This window comes from Phycisphaera sp. (assembly GCA_025916675.1).
GTDB lineage: Bacteria > Planctomycetota > Phycisphaerae > Phycisphaerales > UBA1924 > JAHCJI01.
Genome location: CP098402.1, coordinates 2,540,356 through 2,562,643 on the forward strand (window position 1 = coordinate 2,540,356; position 22,288 = coordinate 2,562,643).

Sequence of the window (22,288 nt, forward strand, 5' to 3'; positions counted from 1 at the left end):
GGTCTCAAATCAACCGGGATACAACAAGCGACAGGTTAGAACTTGGGGTCGAGCTTGCAGGCCTTCAGGTCCTCGCGGGCCACCGAGGCCGACACGGGGAAGTAGCCATCCTTGAGGACGACCTCTTGGCCCTGCTTGCTGAACACCAGCTTGATGAACTCGGCCATCTTGGGGTCGTTGATGCCCCGCACCGGATCGACGTTGGCGTACAGGTAGAGGAAGCGGGCGAGGGGGTACTCGCCCGAGTTGGCGTACTCGGCGCTGGGGGCGAATGAGTCGCCGCCATCGAGCGAGACCTGGAGCATCTTCACGTCGGCAGTGGCGTAGCCCACACCCGAGTAGCCCATGCCGTACCGATCGTTGGCCACGCCCTGGACGACGGCCGACGAGCCCGGCTGCTCCTTGACCGAGTTGCGGTAGTCGTTGCCCTGCAGAGCGACCTTCTTGAAGTAGCCGTAGGTGCCCGAGGCCGAGTTGCGGCCATACAGGCTCACGGGGCGGCTGGCCCAACGGCGGTCCGTCACACCAAGGTCGCCCCAGGTCATCATGTTGCCGCCGGCCACCGAGAACACGTCGGTAAGCTGATCGATCGAGATCTCGTCGAGCGGGCAGTCCTTGTGGACGAACACGGCCAGCGCGTCGATGGCGGTGCGGAGCGCGACGGGCTTGTAGCCGAAGCGCTTCTCAAACTCGTCGACCTCCGAAGACTTCATGGCCCGGCTCATGGGGCCAAAGTTGGCCTGGTTCTGCATCAGGGCGGGCGGTGCCGTCGACGAGCCCTTGCCCTCGACCTCGATCTGCACGGCCGGATAGAACGCCTTGAATTCCTCGCCCCAGAGGGTCATGAGGTTGTTCATGGTGTCCGAGCCGATGCTCTTGATGTTGCCCGAGACACCCGAGACGGGGCGGTAGGTGGGCAGCTTGCTATCGATCTCCGGGCCGGCGGCCATCAGCGCCGAGGCGCCGACCACGGCGGTGGAAAGACCAACAGCCCATTTGCGAAACGTCGTTGACATACCGGAATCTCCTAAAGCCCGCGGCGGTTCGGGGCGGTTTCGTGTCTCCGGAACAATGGAAGCACGGCCCCATCCCGGGGGCGTTCACAGCACCCAAAGATGGGGTTAAGATTGCGCTAACGGCGGCAGATTCGCGATGAGGGTGTGTCGATTATCCGCACAAAATCAGAACAATGGTCCTAACCTGATCTGGGTCGAGCCGAACGACCGTGTCTCTGGGTCGGCCGATGGCACGAACTCGAAGTCCATGCGAGCACCCAGACGCTCCCGGACGTCGTCGTACCCGCGTGGGCCGAAGTCGATGAGGAGCGCGTACCCGGGCCCGATGTCTCGCACAACCGCCGAGCGCGCCATCGTCTGGACGTCGAACTCGCCCTCGCACAAGACCTCTGCGCCCTGGCCAAAGAGGTTGAAACGCAGCACCCCATCCCTGTGGAACGGCTGTTCCTCACCGGGGCCGGGGCGGTCGTAGTTGAAGAAGTACACCGTGACGAGCACGCCGTCGATGTACCCATTCGAACTCGAATCGATCTCGCTGTGCTTGACGACCATCACACGGCGCGGCATGACGTCGGCCGCAGGCGGCGGGAACTTCTTGATCCGCCCTTCACCGTGCGCGCACCCGCTCGTCAGGACGGTGGCCATGAGGGCAGCCACGAGAACCAGCGGTATCAGGCATCGAGCACGTTCGATCACTTGTTCTCCTCTTGAGATTCACGAAGCTTTGGTTGTAGATACGGGCCGATTTGCGGTCCCATCTGGTTCTCATCCATGAGGATCTCTTCTGGGAAGTACCGCGGATCGAATTGCTCAATCGAGAGGCCCGAGACGTCAGAGCGTTCGATCATCTTACTCGCCGCTCCGGTGTGCGTAAACATCTCCTTGCCGGTCACGCGGCGGGCCTCGGCCACGCCGCCGCGGCCTCCCGGGATGATGCGCGGCGTGAGCACCACGAGCAATTCGGTGCGGCGGTTGTTCTTCTCCCGCGTCCGGAAGAGCCAACCCACGCCCGGCAGGTCTCCGAAGAGCGGCACGCTGGTATTGCGATTGTCGTTGAAGGTCTGGATGAGCCCGCCGATGACCACGGTCTCGCCGTTGCGCACGGTGACGGTCGTCTGCACCTCGCGCGTGTTGATGATCGGGGCGGCGAAGTCTTCGCTGATCTGGGTCACCTGGCTGGAAAGCGAGGAGATCTGCGGGGCGATCTCCATGCGGACGAAGCCGTCGGAACTGATCGACGGCCGGACGAGCATCTCGATACCGACGTTGCGTCTCGTCACGTTCGCCTGCGTCCGGCCATTCTCGAACGTATTGACACTCTCAATGATGGCGATGTCGTCACCGACGAGGATGTTGCCCTCCTCGTTGTTGTTGATCTGGATGGAAGGCCTCGAGAGAACCTCAAGGCGGCCCTGGCCCTCGAGAGCGCGGACTGCCAAACCGAAGTCGGCCGACGTGAGCGAGAGGTTGGGCAGGCCCACCGACGTGGCCACGCCCGCGCCCGCGGCGCTCATGCCGAAGTCGTACATGTCGCCGCCAAAGTCAAACAGATCGAAGTCCAGGCCCCAGCTCGCGCTCTCATCCAGCGTGACCTCGGCAATCAGCGCCTGCACCAGCACCTGTGGCGGCGCCGCGTCGAGCTCGGAGATGATGTCGTTCACCGTACCGATATACCTCGGCGAAGCCGACACGATGACCTTGTTGCTCGTGGGATCGCCAACCACGATTACTTCGCGGTCGAGCACGCGGCTGAGCGATTCGCCGCTGTCCCCGCTGATAAGCTCGCGGATGCGATCGGCCTGGGTCTCGAAGTAGAACGCGAGCACACGCTCGACCTCATCGGCCTGCGCGTTCTGGAGTGAGTAGACCACCTCCTCACGCTCGGTCGCCTCGATCCCGTCGAGCCGCTCGATCACGTCGGTGACCAGCTCGACGTACTCCTTCGTAGCCGACACGATGAGCGTGTTGGTGCGGTAGTCGATGGTGATCGCCAGCCGCTCGCGCTCGGTCGAGACCGGCGTCAGCTGGGCCTCGTAGGGCACGGTGGGGTCTTCGTTGCGACGGCGTGAGGGCACGAGAATGAGCTGGTCGCCCTGCCGCTGGAGGCTGAAGAGCTCTTGGAGCACAACGGCCATCTGCTCGGCATCGGCGTTGCTGAGCTGGAAATACTTCAGGATGCGATCGTCCACTTCGCTGCGATCGACCTCGTCGATGAAGCCCAGGATCAGGTCCATTACCTCTGGCGGGCTGATGATGGTCACCGCGTTCGTGCGTTCATCGGCCTCGATGGAGATCTGGCTGCGCACCGAATCGTCGATGGCCGCGCTGGTAATCGCGTACTCACCATTCCCGTTGCCCATCTCGTCGCGGATCTGCCGGCGGAACTCGATAATCGAAGCCGACTCGCCGGGTTGCCCACCCACGCTGCGGCCCGACAGGAGGTTTTCGAGCAGTTGCACGACCTCCCGGGCGTCGGCACTCTCCAATTCAACACGCTGGAGGAGCTGCCGGAGGCGGACCTCGGCCACGTCCAGCCGCTGGGTGAGCTCGCGCACTCTCGCAATGTCGTTGGCCGTGCCACTGACGACGATGGAGTTGCTGCGATCCTCGGCCACGACGCTCACGGCGTTGCTACCACGCTTGTCGTTTTCCGGGTCGACGTACAGCGTACGAATCGACTCGACGATCTGCGAAGCCCGGCCGCGTTCCAGGCCGATCAGGGCAATCTCGGCGGTGTCCGATTGCCTGATCACCTCGCGCGAGAGGCTCTCGACCAAGCCCTTGACAACCTCAAGATTCTCCTCGCTGGAGACGACAATCAGCTGATTGGTCGATCGGCTGGGTTCGATCGAGAACACGTCGGTCGCGGACTCGACCTGGCCGCCGCGTGTGCTCGCCTCGATGCGATCGCGCATGAGGCGCTCGATCCGCGGTGCGAGTTGCTCGACATCGGCCCCGACCACGTCGATCGTGTGCAGGCCCACCGTCTGGTCGGGCTCGTCGCGATCGAGACGCTCCACCAATTGGTCGAGCACCGCGAAGCTCCGCTGGCTGGTCGACACGACAAGCGTGTTCGTGCGCAGGTCGGGGCGGATGATGACGGTGTCTGCCTCCCGGTCGATGCCGGCGCGGCGACGGTCATCGAAGATGTCTTCGAGCAGGCTCGCTACGCGATCCGCGGAAGCCCGCTCGAGCGCGAAGAAACGCACCTGATTGCTCGCGGCCGCGGCCTCGACGTCGAGCATCTTGACGAGCTCGCTGACGATGCGCAGGTTGGCCGGGCTGGCCACCACGATCAGACGATTGCCGTTGGGTTCGGGCAGGATCGTCAGCCCGCTGAGCGTGCCGAACAGGTCGCTGTCGAGCCGGGCACCCGCTTCCAAGGGGTCCTTGCCCTGCTGCACCAGTCGCAGGCGGCCGACCTGCTCACGCAGGCCCGCCGCCTGGGGCGCGTCGGCCACACCGTCGATGAGCGTGCCGCGGATCAACTCGGCCAGGTCCGTTGCGTCGGCGTGTTCGAGTGTGATGATGGTGGGTTCGATCCAACCGACCGATTCCTCGCTATCGAGATCGGCCAGCAGTACCTCGACGAAGGCCACACCCTCTTCTCGACCGACGACAATTAGCGAGTTCGTCCGCGCATCGACCTCGATGGCTACCTCGCCAGCGAGCGCCTGGCCCGTAGCCGTGGTCGGCACGCCCTCGCGCTGCGTACCCGGCACGCGTCGGATAGCCTCGCCCTCGCGGAACAGGCCCTCGATGATCGATTGGATGCGGCCCGCGTCGGCGTTGCCCAGCGGGAAGATGCGAGCGACCACGGCCTCGCCCACCGGAAGCCGGTCGAGCGTGGCCACCAGTTGCTCGACGGCCCGCACGTTGGCCGGCGATGACGCGATCAGCAGCGAGTTCGAGCCCGAATCGACGCCCAACTGCACCGGAACGGTGAGGTCGAACTCGGGCCCGCCCTCACCCGTTCCCATCTTGCGGCGCCGCACCTGTTCGGCGAGCGCCTGGGCCATCGCGGATTGGCCATCTTCGGCACGTGGCGTGAGCATGTCTCTCACCACGCGCGCCACGTCTTCGGCGCTTGCGGTCTTGAGAGGCACGAGCGACACCGACTGGGCGTCGGTCACCCCGCCGTCGTCGATGGCCCGCACGAGCTGCTCGACCCGGTCGGCGTCGGCCGCGCTGGCGACCACCGCCACGGCGTTGCGCGAGGGCAGGGCCACGATCGTGATCGGCTCGGCAACCACACCGGGCCGATCGGCTTGCGTGGGGCGAGTGAGCCCAAGCCGGTTGGCGAGCGTCACCATCTGATCGGGCGCGTGCGAGGCCAGCGTGATGATGCGGATCGCCTGCCCCAAGCCCATCGGGCCGGCGGGATCGAGCCCGTCGACCTGGCCCTCGATTCCCGCGAGCTCGCCCTGCAGGGTTTCAACAACCTCTTTCATCTCCTCGAACAACCGCTCGCTGGCGGCAATGACCAGGGCGTTGCTATCGCGATCGACCTCGATGCCCACGCCCTCGCCCAACTGCTGGGCACGAACCCGGAACGAATTCAGCAGCGTGTCGCGCATCCGCGTCGCGGGGATGCCCTTGACCACGAGCGTGCGCACGCGCACGTCGGCCGACGAGCTTTCGGTCTCGAGCGTCTGCACGAGGGCCCGGACCTGGGTGAAGTCGGCGTCGGACCCACGGAACACGATCATGTTGCTCGCATCGTCGCCGAACACGACGGGCGTACGCGGGCCACTGCGGCCAAGCGGATCGATGAAGATCCGCTGCACGGCCTGGGCGATGCGCGACGCGCGGCCCGACGACAACGCGATGACCCGCGCCTCGGGGAGCCGGCCCGCGCCCTCACCGTCGAGGGCCTTGGCAATGGTCTCGATGCGTTCCAAATCCTGCACGGTGGCAAACACGATGAGCGAGTTCGTCTCGACCTCGGCCGACACCACGGGCGTCTCACCCGGATCGATCAGCACGGTCGGCAGGTCCGGCGAGACCTGGCGGCGGTCGCCGCCCTGCTCGCCCTGGCGGCGGGCTTGCTCACGCTGGATCTGCTGCTCGAGCGGGGCGCGGAAGCCCTCGTTGAGCGCGTTGGCCACGCTCCGCGCGTCGGCGTTGCGCAGCGGGATCACCTGCAATTGCCGGCCGGTTGAGTACGCCTCGGTATCGAACTGATCGAGCAGGTTGCGGATGCCCTCCCACTGCTCCTCACCCGCGGCGATGATCAGCGTGTTGGTCACCGCGTCGCTCAGGATGCTCACGTCCCGATCGGCCTGGCTCTTGGCCTCGATGGCGCGTGGGCCGTAGAACAAGCGGAGCGCTTCGGACACGAGGTTCGCCTCCGCAAAGCGCAGCTTGATGAACTGCGTCGTGCGCTCTCCGCCCGTCTCGATGTCGAGCTCGGCGATGATCTTCACGAGCTGGTCCATCTCGTCGGGCTCGGCCGTCAGCGTCACGACGTTCTCGCCGACGCTGTACTCCACGCCGGGCAGGGGCTCGCCGGGCTCGCGGCGCTGGGCACGAACGGTCTCCCGCAGGGCGAGCCAGATGTCGACCGCCTGGGCGTGGTTGATCTGGACACGGCGAAACTCGGTGGCCGGCGGCGCACTGGCGACATCGAACAACGCGATCTGCTCGCGCACCCACGCCACCGATTCCTCGTTGCCGCCCGAGATGATGATCGTGTTCGTCCGCTCGACGGCGGTCAGTTCGACGTTCATCCCATCCGGGATGGCGCTGCGCAGGTCCTGGGCAACCTGGGGGGCGCGGGCCTCGGCAAGTTGCACGCTCACGAAGGGAAAGGCCGTGTCCGTGTCGATCTTGGCGAGAATCTCCCTGATGTGGGGAAACTGCTCGTCCTGGGCCGACACGATGATCGCGTTGCGGCTGGGCTGCGGCGTCACGCGGATGGCATCGTCACGACCGGTGCTCGGAATCATGCTCCGGATCACGTCGCCGGCCTCGCGCGGGTCCACGGTGCGGAGCGAGAACACCTCGATGCTGCGGCCGACCGGCAGGTCGGGCTGGTCGATCTGCGCCACCATGTCGCGCAGCAGGGCCATGTCGTCCTCGCCCGCGGTCGTGATGAGGATGTTCCCATCGGCCGAGCCGATGACCGTGACCTCGCTGTTGCCGCGCCCCTCGGCCCGGGCCCGCTGGGCAAAGAACTGCTGGAGCGTGTTCTGCACCCGCTGCGCGTTGGCGTGGCGCAGCGGGATGACCTTAATCTCGCGCCCCTCGATGCCCGGCGTGGCCGCGAGCGTCTCGGCGTACCCCACGGCCTGATCGACTTTGGCCTTCTCACCCACCAAAATGAGCAACCGGCGTTGGCGATCAACCGAAACGCTCACGGTCTCCTGACCGAAGCTGATCCACCAACGCCCGCTGTCGTTCTCCTCGAACGCCTGGCGGATGATCTGGGCGATCGCGTTGAGGTCGCCATCCTTGATCGGCACGGTGCGCACGATCTTGCGTGTGACGTCGCTGTTCTCCTGATCGAGGCTCCCGATCAGCCCCAGCACCAGATCCATCGTCTCGCCCTGACCAATCACGATGATGCTGTTGCTCGGCTCGTGAACCGTGGTGTAGAGCTTGTCTTCGGGCGGGGCGTCCTGCCCGCGGTTCCACCCGCCCCACACCCGCTCGTCGTAGAGCTGGATCGCGAGATCGCTCACCGTCTCATCAAGATCCTCGGCACTCCCGTGCTTGATGCGCACGATTTCCATCCGCAGGTCGCGATCCGCCGAGGGCATATCGAGCGCACCGACCAGTTCTTCGATCTGCGCGAAGTCCTCATCCGACGCAGCAACGATCAGCGTGCCGCTACGGCGCTCACCCACGACGTTCACTCGGGTCTGGCCGCGACGGCCACGTCCGGACGACTCGGCACGGTCGCTCATGAACCGCTGGATCGCCTGCGCCACCGTTGGCGCGTCGGCCGTCTCGAGCTTGATCGTTCGGATTGGCGCGCCCTCGACGCTTGCCGAATCGAGCTGATCGGCCAGCGCCCGCACCTCGGCCAGCAACTCGGGATCGGCTCGCACCACCAGCATGCCCGCGTCGTCGTCGGCCGACACGTTGAGCTTGCCCTTGCGACCGGGATCGTTGCCGATGAGCACCTGATTGATCACCTGCGCCACCGTGCGTGGCAAGGCGTTCTGCAACGGAAGAATAGCCAGTTCCAGGCCCTCGTCCCGCGCGGGCGCGTCGGCGTCGATCAGCAATCGCTCGATCTCGATGTGCTGCTCGCTGGAAGCCGTCACCAGCAACGCGTTCGTGCGATCATCGGCCACGAAGCTCGGCTCGGGCAGTGACCCGCCACCCGGGCCACGCCGCTGGGCGCGAAAGAGATCGCGAAAGGCCCGAGACAACTGCTGCGCTTCGGCATTGTCGAGCGCATAACGGCGGATCGACAAGCGATCGGCCAACGGGCTCTGATCGATCAGGCTCACGAACGAATCGATGAGCGGGAGCACGTCGTTGGGCGCGGTGACGACCAGCCGCGTACCACTCGGATCGGCCAGCACACGCACGGCGTCCGGATCGATCGAGGCCTGCACGAGCTGGCCATCGGGCCCGAGCAATGTCAGGTCGCTCGCGCGCGACGGACCGGTCTGGCGGCCGCGAAATCGACGCGCTTGCTGCCCGGTCGGCTGCGCACTCACCAGGTCGTTGATCGACTGCGCCGCATCCTCGGCGTCGATGTTGACCAGCGGGTACACCTTGAGCGTGAGCTCTTCGCTCGCCTCAAGCCGGGACACCGCCGCAATCAGCTCGCCCAGCACCTCGAAGTCGGTATCGTTCGACCACACGATGAGCGACGAGCCTATGGGATCCGGAACGACATTAGGATTCCCGGTAAAACCCGACGGGTTCTCCGTGCTCGCGCGACCGACGCGCTGCACCGTCTGACGCACGACCTGCGCGATCGCGTTCGCGTCGGCCGAACTCGGAAGGCGGATCACGCGCGTGCGTGTCGCCTGGCGCGGCATCTGCTGCTGGATCTGATCGGCCAGCGCCGCCAGCCGATCGGTGACACGCGGCGAACCCACCACAACCAGCGTGTTCGTGGCCGGGTCGACAGCGATAATCACGGTTGGCTCGGGCTCTTCGGCGGGCTCGTCATCGGTCGCGCTCGGCTCCTCCGACTCCTCCGGCTGCGATTCCTGCACGCCGGCCAGCACCGCCGACATCACGGCCTCGGCCAGCGGGTCACGCCGCTGCGGCAACGCACTACCGGGGCCGATGGGCTTGTCGCTGTCCTTGAGAAGCTCGTCGACGCCGATGACCTCGACCTTCACACCACCCTGGCTCTCCAACAACTGTTGCAGCGTCTGCGCCACCGCCGCCGCGTCACCACGAGAACGGTCGATGGGAATCAGCCGCATCTGCCGGCTCCCCGCCAGCGTTGCCGAGTCGATCTGCTGGGCGAGACTCTCGATCTCCTGCATCTGCGCCGCCGTGCCGCGCACGATGAGCGTGTTACTGCCTTGGTCGACCTTGATCACCGGCGGCTCGACGCCGCCCTCGCTGGTGGTCAGGACGCCGGCCAGGTTCTGGGACACCTGCGCCGCGTCGGCGTTGCGGAGCGGGATCAGACGCACCATCCGCTGGCCCACTCCGGTCGAGCTCTCGGGAACGTCGAGTTCTGCGGCCACCTGCTCGGCGAGTTCGAGCATCGGCCGCGGCGCGGCGACCACGACCGTGTTGCTGCCCGGCTCGGGGATCACGCGGATCGTGGGCTTGACCGCCTGATCGGGGTTCGACGCGGCGAATCCGCTGACCGCCCACCACGGCAGCAGATCCACGACCGACTCCTGCTGCAATATGGTCTCGAGGATCGGCGCCAGCGTCTCGGCCCGCGTGTGCCTTAGGCGCAGCGTCAGCACGCCGATCGCTTCGGGCTCGACCTGTACGTCCATCTCGCCGATGAGTTGCACGGCCTCGTCGATCTGCGACTGCGAGGCGGAGATGACGATGCTGTTGCTGCGCGTCTCGGCGCGCACGGTGGGCTGGGGCTGGCCGGGCCGCAGACCCGCACGCAGCGCGTCCTGCACGGCGGCCGCCACAGAGTCGGCGTCACCCTGGGTCAAGCGAACCAACCGAACGCCGAGCTCACCCTGGCCATCGGGGGCCGCGTCCATCGCCTCGATCAACTTGCTGGCCATCGACATCATCGCGCTGGGCACGCTCAGCACCAGCCGATTGGCCTGCGCATCGGCGCGCACCGTGGGCCGCGGGATCGACATGCCCGCACGCTCGGCCCGCACGAGTTCGGCCGGCCAGCGCCCGCGATCGTTCAGCAGCGGCTCGATCGTCTGCGCCACGCTCGTCGCCGAGGCGTTGCGGAGCGACACGACTGTGACATCGGCTACGGGCATCGCCGGCGACTGGTCGTCGAAGCGTTGGAGCAACTCAACGGCCTGCATCGCCGCAGCCTCACCGCCCACGATCAGCACGGTACCCGTGTTCGGCTCGGCGCTAATCTCCAGGCCCTGTCGGTCCATCGCGATCGTCTGATCGGCGATGCCCGACACCGCGTCGGCCAACGCCTGCGGATCGGCACGCACCGGCGTATAGGTCAGCAGCGTTCGGTTGCTCTCGGCCGAGGGGCGGTCCAGTCGCTCGATCAGCTCGCGCGCGAGTTCCACCATCTTCGACGGACCAGAGACGAGCAACGCGTTGGTCGCGCTATCGATCTCGACGCGCACGGGCGTGACCTGTGTGGCCGACGGATCGCGCCGGAGCAACTCCCGCAGAATGAACTGGTTGGTCTCGCGCTGCTGCTCGAGCAGGCGCTCGATGACCGGGCCGATTCGTTCGGCGTCGGCGTGCGCAAGCTCGAAGGTCTCCACACCCACCGCCTCGGGGTCGAACGGCGGTGTGTCGAGGTCGTCAACCAGCGTGCCGACCAGTTCCAGGTCGCTCTGCGCGCCGGTCAGGATGAGCGCGTTGGCGCCCCCGACCGCGCTCACACGCACACCGCCGCCGCTAGGTAACACCAGATCGGACACGGCACGCTGGAGCTGCGGACCGATCTGATCGGCGCGGCCATAACTCAGGGGTACCACACGCACGACCGGCGCACTCGCGCCCACCTCGTCGGTGTCGAGCGCCTCAACCAGGCTCTCGGCCAGCTCGTGGGCCACAGGGGGCGCGGAGATGATCAGCGTGTTCGTCGCCGGCTCGGCGCTCACGGTCAGCAGCGAGGCCACGTCGGCCACGCCCAGCCCGCCCTCGACCTGCTGCTGCTCGCGCAGCCGCGTGGTTAGCAGGTCCCGCAGCAACGGCTCCAGGCGATCGGCCCGAGCGAACTTCAGCTTATAGAGCTTCACCGACGACTCGGCCCGCGCCGGCGCGCCGTCCAGATCGGACAGCAAGGCCTCGACCTGCGTGAACGCCTCGGCCGGCCCGCTCACGATAATCGAACGCGTGGCCGGCTCGACCGACACGCTCAGCGGCGTGCGCGGGCTGCCGCCCAACGCCCCGCTATTGGCCAGGTCGCGGATCGCCGTCGCCACCGATTGCGGCTCGGCGCGAAGCGGTCGATAGGTCCGCACGGTGACATCGCCGGCAAGTTCCGACCGATCGAGCGACTGCACGATCTGCTCGAACCCGGCCAAACGGCGGCTGGGCGCATCGACGATCAATGCGTTCGTACCGCGGTTGGCGCGAACGACCACTTCCTTGGGCTGCTGCAGGTCCGGTCGCGGCCGACCACGCGAATCCCGCGGCATCGGCGGCTCGGGATACATCTCGTCGATGGTCTGAGCAAGCTCCTCCGCCCGAGCGTGCTGGAGCGGGAAGATGCGGATCTCGCGGTCTTCGTCGTCGATCGTCCGTGAGTCATTGAGCTGCGACACCACCGCCTCGATCTCGGGCATCACGTCGGGGTGGGCCGAGATCAGCAGCGTGTTGGTCGCCGCGTCGGCCTGGATGTCCACCGGCTGGCGGGCCCGCTCCTCGGGCGTGCGACGCTGGTAGCTCTCTTGCAGCATCGACGCGATGCTGCCCGCCTCGGTCGCACGCAATCGCAAGATGCGCAGCGGCTGGCGGCCGGCCGACTCCTGCCGATCCAGGTCACGCACCAACTGCTCGATGATCCCAAACTGCGACGGAACCGCCGCCGCGAGGATCGCGTTCGTGCTCTCGATGGCCTCGAACACCGGCTCGGGCCCGCCCTGCTGGCGGAGCGAGTTGCTGGAACCGACAAGGTCTCGCAGGAACTCGATCACGTCGGCCGCACGCGCCTGCTGGAGCTGGATCAGCCGCGCCTCACGTGGCGGACCGGCCTGGTCTTGCAACAGGTCGATGACGCCAAGGAACCGTTCCATTGCTCGCGCATCGGCCACGATCTCGAGCGCGTTGGTCGTCTCGTTGATCGAGAGTTCGACCTCGCCCGCACCGGGCACCCCGGCCACCTGGGCCTGATAGATCGAGAGCGCCCGATCGCCGACCTCCTTCGCGTCGGCGTTGGCGATCGGGACGATGGCGGTCTCGCGCACCGTCGGCACCGCCGACAGGTCCTCGAGCATCGCCTCCACGCGCTCGAACGTCACCGAATCGCCCGCGACGATCAGCGTGCCGCTCTGGGGCTCGGCCTCTATGGTCACGCGCACGCTCTGCCGTCCGGGCTGGGCCGGCGCGCTCAGGTTGCCCTGCCGATCCATCCCTTCAAGGACCCGCTTGATCGTCGCCACGTCGGCGTTCACCACCCGATATGTCCGGAGCTCGGCGCTCGGCGGCACCTCCACCTGGTCGAGCTGCGACGCCAGCTCGCGCAGCGATTCGTGCATCTCGACCGGCGCATCGATAATCAACGAGTTGCTCGATTGGTCGGCCGACACCACGACCTCGCGCGGCTGCTGCAACCACGGCATGGGCTGGCCACGCCGATCGCGTGGGATCGCCGGCTCGGGATACAACCGGTTCATCGCCTCGGCCACGTCGGTCGCCTTAGCCACCGACAGGCGGAACAGCAGCGGTGCCCGCTCGGGGCCTTGCGTGCTCTCTTCGTTGATCTCGTCGACAAACGACTTGATATCGGCGAGCAGCTCTTCGTGGGCCGAGACGATGAGCGTGTTGGTCGCCTCGTCGGCGCGCACGTCCACGGGCCGAGCAACCTTGTCGGCCTGCGGACGCTGGCGATACTGGTCGCTCAGCATCCGCGCGATGTTCCCGGCGTTGGCCGTGCGCAGTTGCAGCAGCTTCAGAGGTGGCAGATCCATCGGCTCGGGCGTGTCCAGCCGCCGAACGAGGTCGGTCACCATCGCGTGCTGCGCCGGCTCGGCCTTCACCACCAGCGTATTCGTGCGTTCCAATACCGAAATCACGGGAGCCGGAGCTTCCCGCGCCGGGTCGACGGGCTCCCGATCGGCGATCAGCTTCTCGAGCGTTGGAAGCACCTGATCCGCGCTGGCAAACTCAAAATCGAGCATCCGCGTCGTGCGGGCCGGCGGCACCAGCCGCTGCACCTGGCCGAGAACCTCCTGGAACAACGCCACCGCCGACGACGAACCACGCGCCACGATCGCCCCGGCCGCCGCATCGGGTGTCAGGCTGAGATCGCTCAGCGACGGATCTTCCCGACGCGCAGCCTCGGCGTCATACACGGGCCTGACCCGGGCCACCAATTCCTGCGGCGTCGTGTTCTTCACCGGCACGGTCATGAACCGCGAGCCGCCCGTGGGCTTGTCGAGCTGCGCGATGATCGCCTCGACCACCGAGTACTGCCCCTCGCTCGCACGAACGATGAGCTGGTTGATCTCGTCGATCGCCTCGAACTGCGGCGCGTCATACGCCGAACCATCGGCAGGCTTCAGCATCGCGTCGGTCACGCGCGCGGCGCGCTGGGCCACCTGGCTCGGCAGGGCCGAAGTAAGCGAGAATGTGCGAGACTCCCGATCAACCACAACGCTCGCCTCGCTCTGTCGCATGAACCCGACAAAGCGATCGAGTCCCTCGCGCTGGCCAACCACCGTGATCAGGCGGCGAGGTACGTCGACGTCGATCCGCAATGGTTCGCGCTCGTCCATGCCGCTCAGCTCGTACAGCTCAAGCGCGCGATCGACCACGGCCTGGGGATCGCCACGCCCCACCGTCAGCGTCCGCACGTCACGCGAGAACGTCTGCTGGCTATCGAACGCGCGAGCCAGTTCCTCGAACGCCTCCACATCGGCCGCCGGCCCGGTGACCATGAGCGAGCGACCCTGCCCGAGCGACGCGAACCTCAGCACCTGCTGCTGGCGCGGCGAGAGCAGCCGCCCGACCGTGCGCTCGACCGACGCCGCATCGACGCGCTCCAGCGTGATGACCGTCGTCCGCTGGCCGCTGTGCTCGCGGTCGTTCAGCCCGGGGTCGAGCTCGCCCAGCAACGCCTCGGCCTGCATCACCAGCGAAGCGCTGCCCACGACGGTGATCTTGCCCTGGCTCTCCATCGGGATAACGGTGGGCTTGCGATCGCTGGGCACGCTCGAGAACAGCCGATCGAGCTGCTTGGCCGCCTCCTGCGCGCTGACCGCCTCGAGCACGAAGCTCGCCATGCGTCGACTATCGACAGCCCCGCCATCCGACTGGTCGAGCATATCGATGATCTTGGCCGCGGTCTCCAGCCGCCGCGTCGGCCCGATCGCGATGATCGAGTTCGATCGCTCGTTGGGCTCGAAGCGCACCGGCGGCTGTGTGACGTCGTCGACCACCTCGTTGCGGTTGCCGTTCTTGACGATGGTCTTCTCGTACTCGGGCACGAGCGACCGCAGCGGGCCGATCACGTCACCCACCTGCGCGCCGGCAAGGTGGTACACCCGATAGTCCGAATCGCTCGGCGGCTGGCTATCAACAAGCCGCAGCACCTCGCGTATACGCCGGATCTGCTCGCCGGTCTCGGTCAAGATCAGCAGGTTCTGCGAGGGCACCGGCACCAGCGAGCCGTACGAAGCAACCATGCCCTTGATCTGCTCGGCCACCGCCGCCGCGTCGATGTTCGTCAGCGGCACGGCCAGCGTCACGATGTCCCCGTCACGCACCCCGCCGGGCAGCTCGCCCTGAAAGATCGAACCGGGCTGACGCGCCGCATCGGCAATCGAGCGCAAGTAGAGATATTCGTTTTCCTGCGATAGGCGTACGTTGTGCGGCAGCAAGAATCGGTTGAGAATATCGAGCGCCGTCTCGAACGAGTACGACTGGCCGCTGACAAACGTCATGCCTTGCGCGGGCACGTCCGCCTGATAGATGATGGGGACCTTGGCCTCGCGCGAGAAGAAGCCCAGCACCTCGGAGTACGGGGCGTTCTCGAAGCTGAAGCGGATGGGCGTGAGCGACTCAGCCTCCAGACCAGGAGCAGGGTCGGTTCGGGGTGCCTCGGCCAGCACCGCTCCGGGTGCCGATTCCTGCGCCGCTTGCACGCTTACGGCCATGCCACACGACAGCACCATCGTCGCGGCGATCCGACCCTTATCCACTGCGCTCATCCGAGCCTCTCCCTTCGCCTGCGAACCCGATCGCCGCTCCGCGGCTTGCCCATCCGAACCGGTGTGCTGTCGCGTGTCCACGGTCATCGCCGTTCCCTTCCGCGCCCGGTGGCCAGGAGCTCACCGTTGCGCACCTCGAATCGTTCTTCGTCGGCCTCGAACGTGGCCACATCACCCACCACCGAGGCGAGCCGGAGCCCGCCGACTTCTTCACCGAGCGCCAGCGTGCGCCGGCTCCCGCTCTGATGCACCACAACCGCATACCGACCGCTCTCGCCCTGCCACAAGCCCGCCAACCGCCAGCCCTCGCCGGCGGGCGGCGGAGGGGGTGGAGGCGACGCGGCAACCGGCGGCGGAGGGGGCGGTGGCGCCACGGCAACGACCGGCGGCGGAGCCGTACGGAACGGATCGGCCCGCACCACCGAACCCACCTGCGCCAGCACCCGGTCTTCGATCGCGTCGATGGGAAGCTCGCCCACCAGCGCACCCTCGTCGTCAACGACCAGCGCCGTCATCGTCATGCTCAGCGAGAACACCGCCGGCTGGCCCTCGGCCACGCGAACGGGCTTGATGTCCCACTTGTCCACGCCCAACGTCCAGCGCTGCGCTTCGGCCAACGCTATCGCCGTGAGCACCGCCTCGAAGGAACCCTCGCCGCCGATGGTCACGCGCACCTCGGTCGCATCGACACGGTCCCTCAGCGTTCGCTGGAATGGCCGTTCCCTGGTGGTGATGCCCCGGACCGTTGCCGCGGGGTTGCCAAGCGTCCTGGGTGGCTGCGAGTTGACCTCCAGCCGGGTCAGCCCGGCCGCGAACGCCAGCGTCGTGCACGCGGTGCGCACGCGGTGTTCGAGAGATTCACGATCGCCATGCACCGAGCTGGCCACGATCGCATCGAGCTCGCGATTGATCCTGTTCTCGGTGAGCAGGGAATCCTCGAACCGATCCTTGGTCTCCTGCAAATCCTCGATCTGCTCGCGCAGGCTCGCCGCGGGCGCCGCGTAATACGCCTCGTATCCCCACCACGCGACGGCCGCGGCGCCGACCACCCCGCCCGCAACCAAACCCAACCGGATCACCCTGGGGTTCACGGCTCACCCCCGAGTTCGGGCTCAGTGCCGGCTTCCATTCCCTCGACCGGCTCGGCCGCTTGCTCACCCTCCACCGGCACCGAACGCACCGACGTGTCAACCTCCAGCTTGAAGCTCGGCCCGGCGTCGGGCCCCTGCGTGTGCACCGTGTACAACGGATCGTTCACCAGCCTGCCGCGCACCATGCCTGCGAGTTCCCGATGCTCGCCGATACCCTGCACCGACAATTCGCCGCGAACCGCCGGCCGGTACTCGCCATCGGCGAACGAGTAGCTCCGCGACCCGTCCGGATCGCCGAACCATACACCCCCGTTCGACGACCCGCTCAGGTGCTCGATGCGCACCCCCGAGGCCGCCGCGTGTTCTAGCACGCGATCGAGGTGCCCCGACCACTCGGGCCGGCTCGCACGCAGCGCCCGGAGGTGCTCGAGCCGCGTGCTCTTCAGCACCATCTCGCTGTAGTCGCCTTGCAGGCGCTTGTTCTGCGTCCGCAACCGCTCGGCGTCGGCCTTCAGATCGCCCAGGCTGATGAACCCGAACAAGCCCACGCCACCGAAGACCGCGATGGCCGCCATCGCGCCGAGCAGCACACGCTCGCGCATCTGGGACCGCTCGGCCTTGGCCTTGGTCGGGTTCAGCAGATCGATTCGATCGCACGCCGCCACGCCCACGCCCGACAGCGGGAGCCATCGCGTCGGGTCGGCGGTATTCGCGGCATCGACGATCGCGAACGAATCGGCGGGCATCGCCGTCGCCTCGGCCTCGATCACCTCGGCAACCGCTTCGGCGATGGCCGAGCACAGCCCGCTACCACCGATGACAACCGCGCTCTCCACCGGCAGCGAGTGCTGCGCCGCCCGGTAGCCCATCCACGTCCGCTTCACCTCGACGGCGATCCGGCGGACGAAGCCCTCTTGCTCACCGCTGGGCCACGTCGCGTCGATCCCCCGGCTGGTGACCACGCCGCCCGGCTCGACCACCACCACCTCGACCGACGACGCCCCGGGCGACACCACGATCCGCGCGTGCCCGGCATCGGGCAGCCCGGCGATGCACCCCGAGCACTGGGCACGCAGCACCACCGAGCCCAGCTTCAGCTTGGCCGCGCCCAGCATCGACCGCATCCACACCAGCCGCTCGGCCGGCACCGATGCACCGAGCAGGTCGAGCGTCCCGCCATCGTCACGCAGCACCACGAAGTCCGTGGCCGCGTCGGTGCCCTGCACCGGCATCGCCCGGCTCATCTGCAGCCGCACCATCCCGGGCAGTTGGTTGTCCTGGGGCGGCTTGGGCAGGCTCAACCGCTTGAGCAGCAGGTCGCCGCGCCCGGCCACCCAGGTCACCGGCTTGCCGCCGAGCCCCGCCTGCCGGATCTGCTCACCCACCCACTCACCCACAGCGTGGGAGTCGCTGGCCGCCATTCCATCGGGCAACTTCGTACACAGCCCGGGCCCCAGCCTGGGCCGGCCCTTCTCGCTGCCCACCATCACGGCCGTCAACCAGCCGGCGTGCCACTCCATAGCCAGACGCGTGCCGCTCATGGCCGGCCCCCGGTCTCCGGTGCGGGCTCGGGAGCCAGACCAAAATCACCCTCGGCCTCGCGGGCATCGGCCAGCACCCGTGCCACCGCCGCCAGCTCGCCGGCGATGCTCACCTCGCCCAGCGGCACCACCACGGGGCGATCACCCGAGAAGTCCACCAGGTAGTCCATCGCCACCCGATCGGCCAGCTTCTCCTGGTCGTCGCCGGCCATGCCGGCCCGGGCCCGCTGCGCGTCTTCGAGCGAATCGATCCCCACCGACCGTTCGCGCACCGTGACCATGCCCGCCTCGGCGCGCAACACCCACCGCACGCTCCTGGTCGTGATCCGATCCACTGCCTCCAGCATTCCCTCCTCATCGACCAGCCCCTCACGCAGAGGCCAAAGCGGGTCGGTTAACTGCTCGGCTGATAGGCTCCGGCGGGCATCGACGATCCCCTGGGCCGACTCCTCGTCCAACCCAGGCAAGACGGCCAGCACCTCGAACGGCGCCCGGTTGATGTCCACCCGCCCGCGAGCGGGCCCGGCGCCGATGCACACCGTGTCCAGGGCCTGCCCGGCCGTTGCCAGAGTCTGCCCCGAGGCCCGCAGGGCCCGAGCGACCCCACCCAGAGACGCAGGAGGCGAATCCATCTGACGCAGCGCAGCCACGAGCTGATTCGAGCCTTCTTGTGGGTCGAGCAACTCGCCAAGCCGCTCGGCGGCCTCCTCGGTCAAGCTCTTGGACACATCCACACGCTCGGCCGTGGGCGTCGCGCCACCAACGCCGATCGATATCGCCGGCTCGCCCGACCCCACCGTCAGCAAGCTCGCCAGGGGAGCATCCTGCGAGATCAGCCGCCCGAATTCGTCGTACTCGCCATACAACAGTTCGACCGTCACGCCCTCGACCTCAAGCAACTCCCGCAGCGACCGCACCGGCAGGGCCCCCGCCATCGCATCGGCCAGCGTCTCATCCATGCCCGGCAACTTGGCCAGCATCTCGGCATCGGCCGTGTTCACGTCCAGCAGCGCGTCGAGCGACACCGGGGTCTCGGTCATCCGACCGTCGAGTCGGAACACGGCCGTCCGGTTGCCCTCGGTGAACAGCTCCACGGGATCATCGACCACGAACTCAGCCCCGCCCAGCACGTCGCCACGCTGATCCCGAGCCATCTGCCCGAGCGCAAGCACGCCCGACCGCATGGTCAGCCGAGACTGCAACCGCCCGGCCGACAACATCGCCGCCTCGCCCGCGCTCCGTGCGGCCAGCAGCGCCACCGTGCCCGCCAGGGCGCCGATGGCCAGCACCACCAGCACGACCAGCACCGCGATCCCGCGTTCGCTCGCTGCACGCCTCATGGCATGACCCCCGTGCGATCGCCGCCCGGCTCGAAGCCAGATCCAGAACCGGCCTCGCTTCGCGGCACGCTCGCTCCCGCGGGGGCGGCGACCACGAACACGATGTCCGCCGGCCGTGTGGGCAGTTCCTCCTCGTGAAGGTCGGCGAATTCGGGTTCTGGAGCGACCAACTCGCCGCCCTCACTATCCGGTCCCAGATCATCCGGCGTCGCAGGCTCCCACCCCGTTGGCGCCAGCCACACGCACACCCGCAGCGGCGGCTGGCTGCCCGATGTCGTCACCAGGTCATCGAAGTGATCGACCAGCACTGCCTCGATGTCGCCCACGACCAGTTCGACCGTCTCGCCCGAGTCGGTCGACTCGCGCCACGCCAGTTCGCCCGTGTACTTCGAGTATGACAACCGCGCGCTGTACCCCACGGGCCCCGCCGGCACCCCGGCGCGATCGGTCGCGGGCCACACGCCGCGACCCGAGAGCTCGAGCCAGTCCTCGCCATGCCGCGCGTGCTCTTCGGCGCTCGCGGTGGTTCGCTCCAGGCGGTCGAGCACACGAGCCAGCACGGCGCCGCGCTCGCCCTCACGCACCAGCCGATCCCGCCGGCCCGCCAGCCCGAAGCCGAACGTAATTAGCGCCGCGCTCAAGACCGAAAGGATGGCAATCGAGACCATCACCTCCAGCATCGTGAAGCCGCGTTGACGCGAGCGAGTGCGGCTCATGGCCCACCCCCACCCGCCGCATCGAATTGCACCAGTTGTCGCAGAGTCGCCAGAACGGGCGATTCGCCGATTTCCGCCCCCGCCGGCACGCGCCGCACGCGCACCGTAGCCAGCGACAAATCGGTCCACTCGCTGGGCTCGAGTTCGACCTCGCACACCCACTCGGCCTGCGGATCAAGACCTGCGGTCTCGCTCACCGGCGTCGCCCACATGCTCGCCGGCCCGGTCAGCTCGCGGTCGCCCATGGCCCCACTCTCGAGCAAACCCATCGCCGTGCGGGCGACGCCCGCGGCCCCCATCCGGTGCTCCGCGTCGATGATCCGCCGCGCGCCGAAGTCGAGCTGTGTGAGCACGGCCAGCCCGCCCACCACGAACATCGCCAGCGCAAGCACGAGGTCGAGTAGCACGAAGCCCGTGCCTCGACGGCCCTGTCGCCCTCCGTGCTGCTGGGTTGGCCTGCGGCTCCGCCGCGTGCTGGCTGGCATGCGCTATCTCGGTTGCGGTGGCTGGGGGTTGGTGCGATCGGGCGAGCCGCTCGTATCGGGTTGGGAGGGCTGATCGGCCCCGCTGTTGCCGGGCTCGACCGGTTCGTCCGAGCCACCGCCAAACCGGCTGCTCAGGTCCTCGAACTCGATCTGCTCGAATTCGAGCTCGTCGAACCCGAGAGCATCAAGCCCGCCTCCTTCGGGCGACTCCTCGTCCACGACAGGCTCATCGGGCAGGTCCGACGATTCTTCTTCCTCGGCGGGCTCATCTTCGTCCTTCCCCTCGAGTTCCGGTGCGGGGGTGAACTCGAGCCGCCCGGTGAGCGCCTCGACACGGACACGCACGACCTGCCCATCGGCCAGCCGCACCACGGTCGCCCGGCCCGCCATCGCCGATCCGTCGCTCAGGAACCACGCCAGCACCACGGCGTCGGCAGGCTCGCCGAAAGCGTTTTCGGGGGCGGCTTCGGCGTCGTCCTCGACGAACGACCGATCGAGCAAGGAGCCGTTGCCCCGCTCGGATTCCTCTTCAGCGGCCGCCTCGAAGGCCTCGAGCTCTTCCACCTGGCCATCCCACAGCCTCGTGCCCGGTGGCAACAGCGTCGGCTCATCAACGGTCGGCCAGGTCGAGACGTCGTCGGGGTCGGCCGCCTGATCGGCGGCGCTGTCGCTGTCCAGGTCGGGCTGGCGGACCAACCCGAGTCGCAGTTCCTGGCCGTCCTGGCTCGGCAGCAGCACGAGCGCCACGGGCAGGCCCCGGTGCTGGGCCTCGCCGCGCGCCGTGTTGGGCGAGAGCTTCAAGATCCGCTCGGCCGTCTTCGCGCGCGCCGACGAGGTGTTGGTCAGCGCTACCGGCAACGCCAAAGAGGCAACCACCACCAGCAGCCCGAGGGCCACCAGCACCTCTATCAGCGTGAAGCCTCGCCGACTCCGCATGGCTAACGCTCCCCTCCGTGAGCGATGGCTACCGCCGTTCGATGCCCATCGCCATCGCAACTCAGCCGCCGGACGGTGGCGGTGCCAGACCGCTGCCCGAGTCCATGCCGCCCTCGTCGTCTTCCCATAGATAAATGTCGTCTTCGGTCTCGGGCTCGCCATCCGGGCCGTTGCTCGAGAGGTCGTAGTACCCTTCACGCCGGAGGCCCTCGGGGTTGTACTCCCAGGGGTTCCCCCACGGGTCGTTGGGCATCGACTCGCTCACCGACTCCGACCACGACTCCTCGATCTCAGGATCGACGGTCTCGCTGCTCCAGAGGACCGCCAGGCCCTCGTCCTCGGTCGGGTAGCGGTTGTACCGCCGGTTGAAGTCGAGCAGGGCACCCTTGAGGGTGTTGAGCTTGATCTCGGCCTCGTCGATCTTCGCCTCGTCGCGGCGGGCCAGCAGCGCGAAGCCCACCAGCCCGCTGATCATCACGATGATGGCCAGCACGATCATGATCTCGATCAGCGAGAAAGCCTTACGAGTCATGGCCTTACGAACTCGGTTGCGGCGCTCCATCGCCCCATGCTTGGTCTCTTGCATCGTTCCGTCACCTTCCGGGCCCGGCCGGCCCGCCCCCTGTGCCTCGTTGTTCGACAACCCAATCCACGTGGTCACCGGGCCGAATGGCCCTGCGATTAGT

General features: G+C 67.5%; 10 protein-coding genes. All 10 read right to left on the minus strand.

What is annotated here, in order from left to right; translation table 11 throughout:
* Positions 1-35 precede the first annotated feature (35 nt).
* A complete protein-coding gene (locus tag NCW75_10875; GenBank protein UYV11799.1) occupies positions 36-1,016 on the minus strand; it encodes a PstS family phosphate ABC transporter substrate-binding protein in 981 nt (326 codons plus the stop codon).
* Positions 1,017-1,181: 165 nt separating this feature from the next.
* A complete protein-coding gene (locus NCW75_10880; protein ID UYV11800.1) occupies positions 1,182-1,673 on the minus strand; it encodes a hypothetical protein in 492 nt (163 codons plus the stop codon).
* Positions 1,674-1,708: 35 nt separating this feature from the next.
* Complete coding sequence (locus NCW75_10885) at positions 1,709-15,493, minus strand: hypothetical protein (GenBank protein UYV11801.1); 13,785 nt, start codon at positions 15,491-15,493, stop codon at positions 1,709-1,711.
* 83 nt (positions 15,494-15,576) lie between these two features.
* Positions 15,577-16,584 carry a hypothetical protein gene (locus NCW75_10890; protein UYV11802.1) on the minus strand — a complete coding sequence of 336 codons (1,008 nt, stop codon included), beginning with the start codon at positions 16,582-16,584 and terminating at the stop codon, positions 15,577-15,579.
* On the minus strand, positions 16,581-18,125 hold the full coding sequence (locus NCW75_10895) for a hypothetical protein (protein UYV11803.1): 1,545 nt from the start codon (positions 18,123-18,125) through the stop codon (positions 16,581-16,583). The genes NCW75_10890 and NCW75_10895 overlap by 4 nt, the downstream gene beginning before the upstream one ends.
* A complete protein-coding gene (locus NCW75_10900; GenBank protein UYV11804.1) occupies positions 18,122-19,465 on the minus strand; it encodes a helix-hairpin-helix domain-containing protein in 1,344 nt (447 codons plus the stop codon). Before NCW75_10900 ends, NCW75_10895 begins: the two co-directional genes overlap by 4 nt.
* Positions 19,462-20,181, minus strand: a complete 720-nt coding sequence (locus NCW75_10905) for a prepilin-type N-terminal cleavage/methylation domain-containing protein (protein ID UYV11805.1) — start codon at positions 20,179-20,181, stop codon at positions 19,462-19,464. The genes NCW75_10900 and NCW75_10905 overlap by 4 nt, the downstream gene beginning before the upstream one ends.
* Positions 20,178-20,666, minus strand: a complete 489-nt coding sequence (locus NCW75_10910) for a hypothetical protein (protein ID UYV11806.1) — start codon at positions 20,664-20,666, stop codon at positions 20,178-20,180. Before NCW75_10910 ends, NCW75_10905 begins: the two co-directional genes overlap by 4 nt.
* A 3-nt stretch (positions 20,667-20,669) precedes the next feature.
* On the minus strand, positions 20,670-21,602 hold the full coding sequence (locus NCW75_10915) for a prepilin-type N-terminal cleavage/methylation domain-containing protein (protein ID UYV11807.1): 933 nt from the start codon (positions 21,600-21,602) through the stop codon (positions 20,670-20,672).
* Positions 21,603-21,663: 61 nt separating this feature from the next.
* A complete protein-coding gene (gene gspG, locus NCW75_10920; GenBank protein UYV11808.1) occupies positions 21,664-22,188 on the minus strand; it encodes a type II secretion system major pseudopilin GspG in 525 nt (174 codons plus the stop codon).
* Positions 22,189-22,288: the final 100 nt, after the last annotated feature.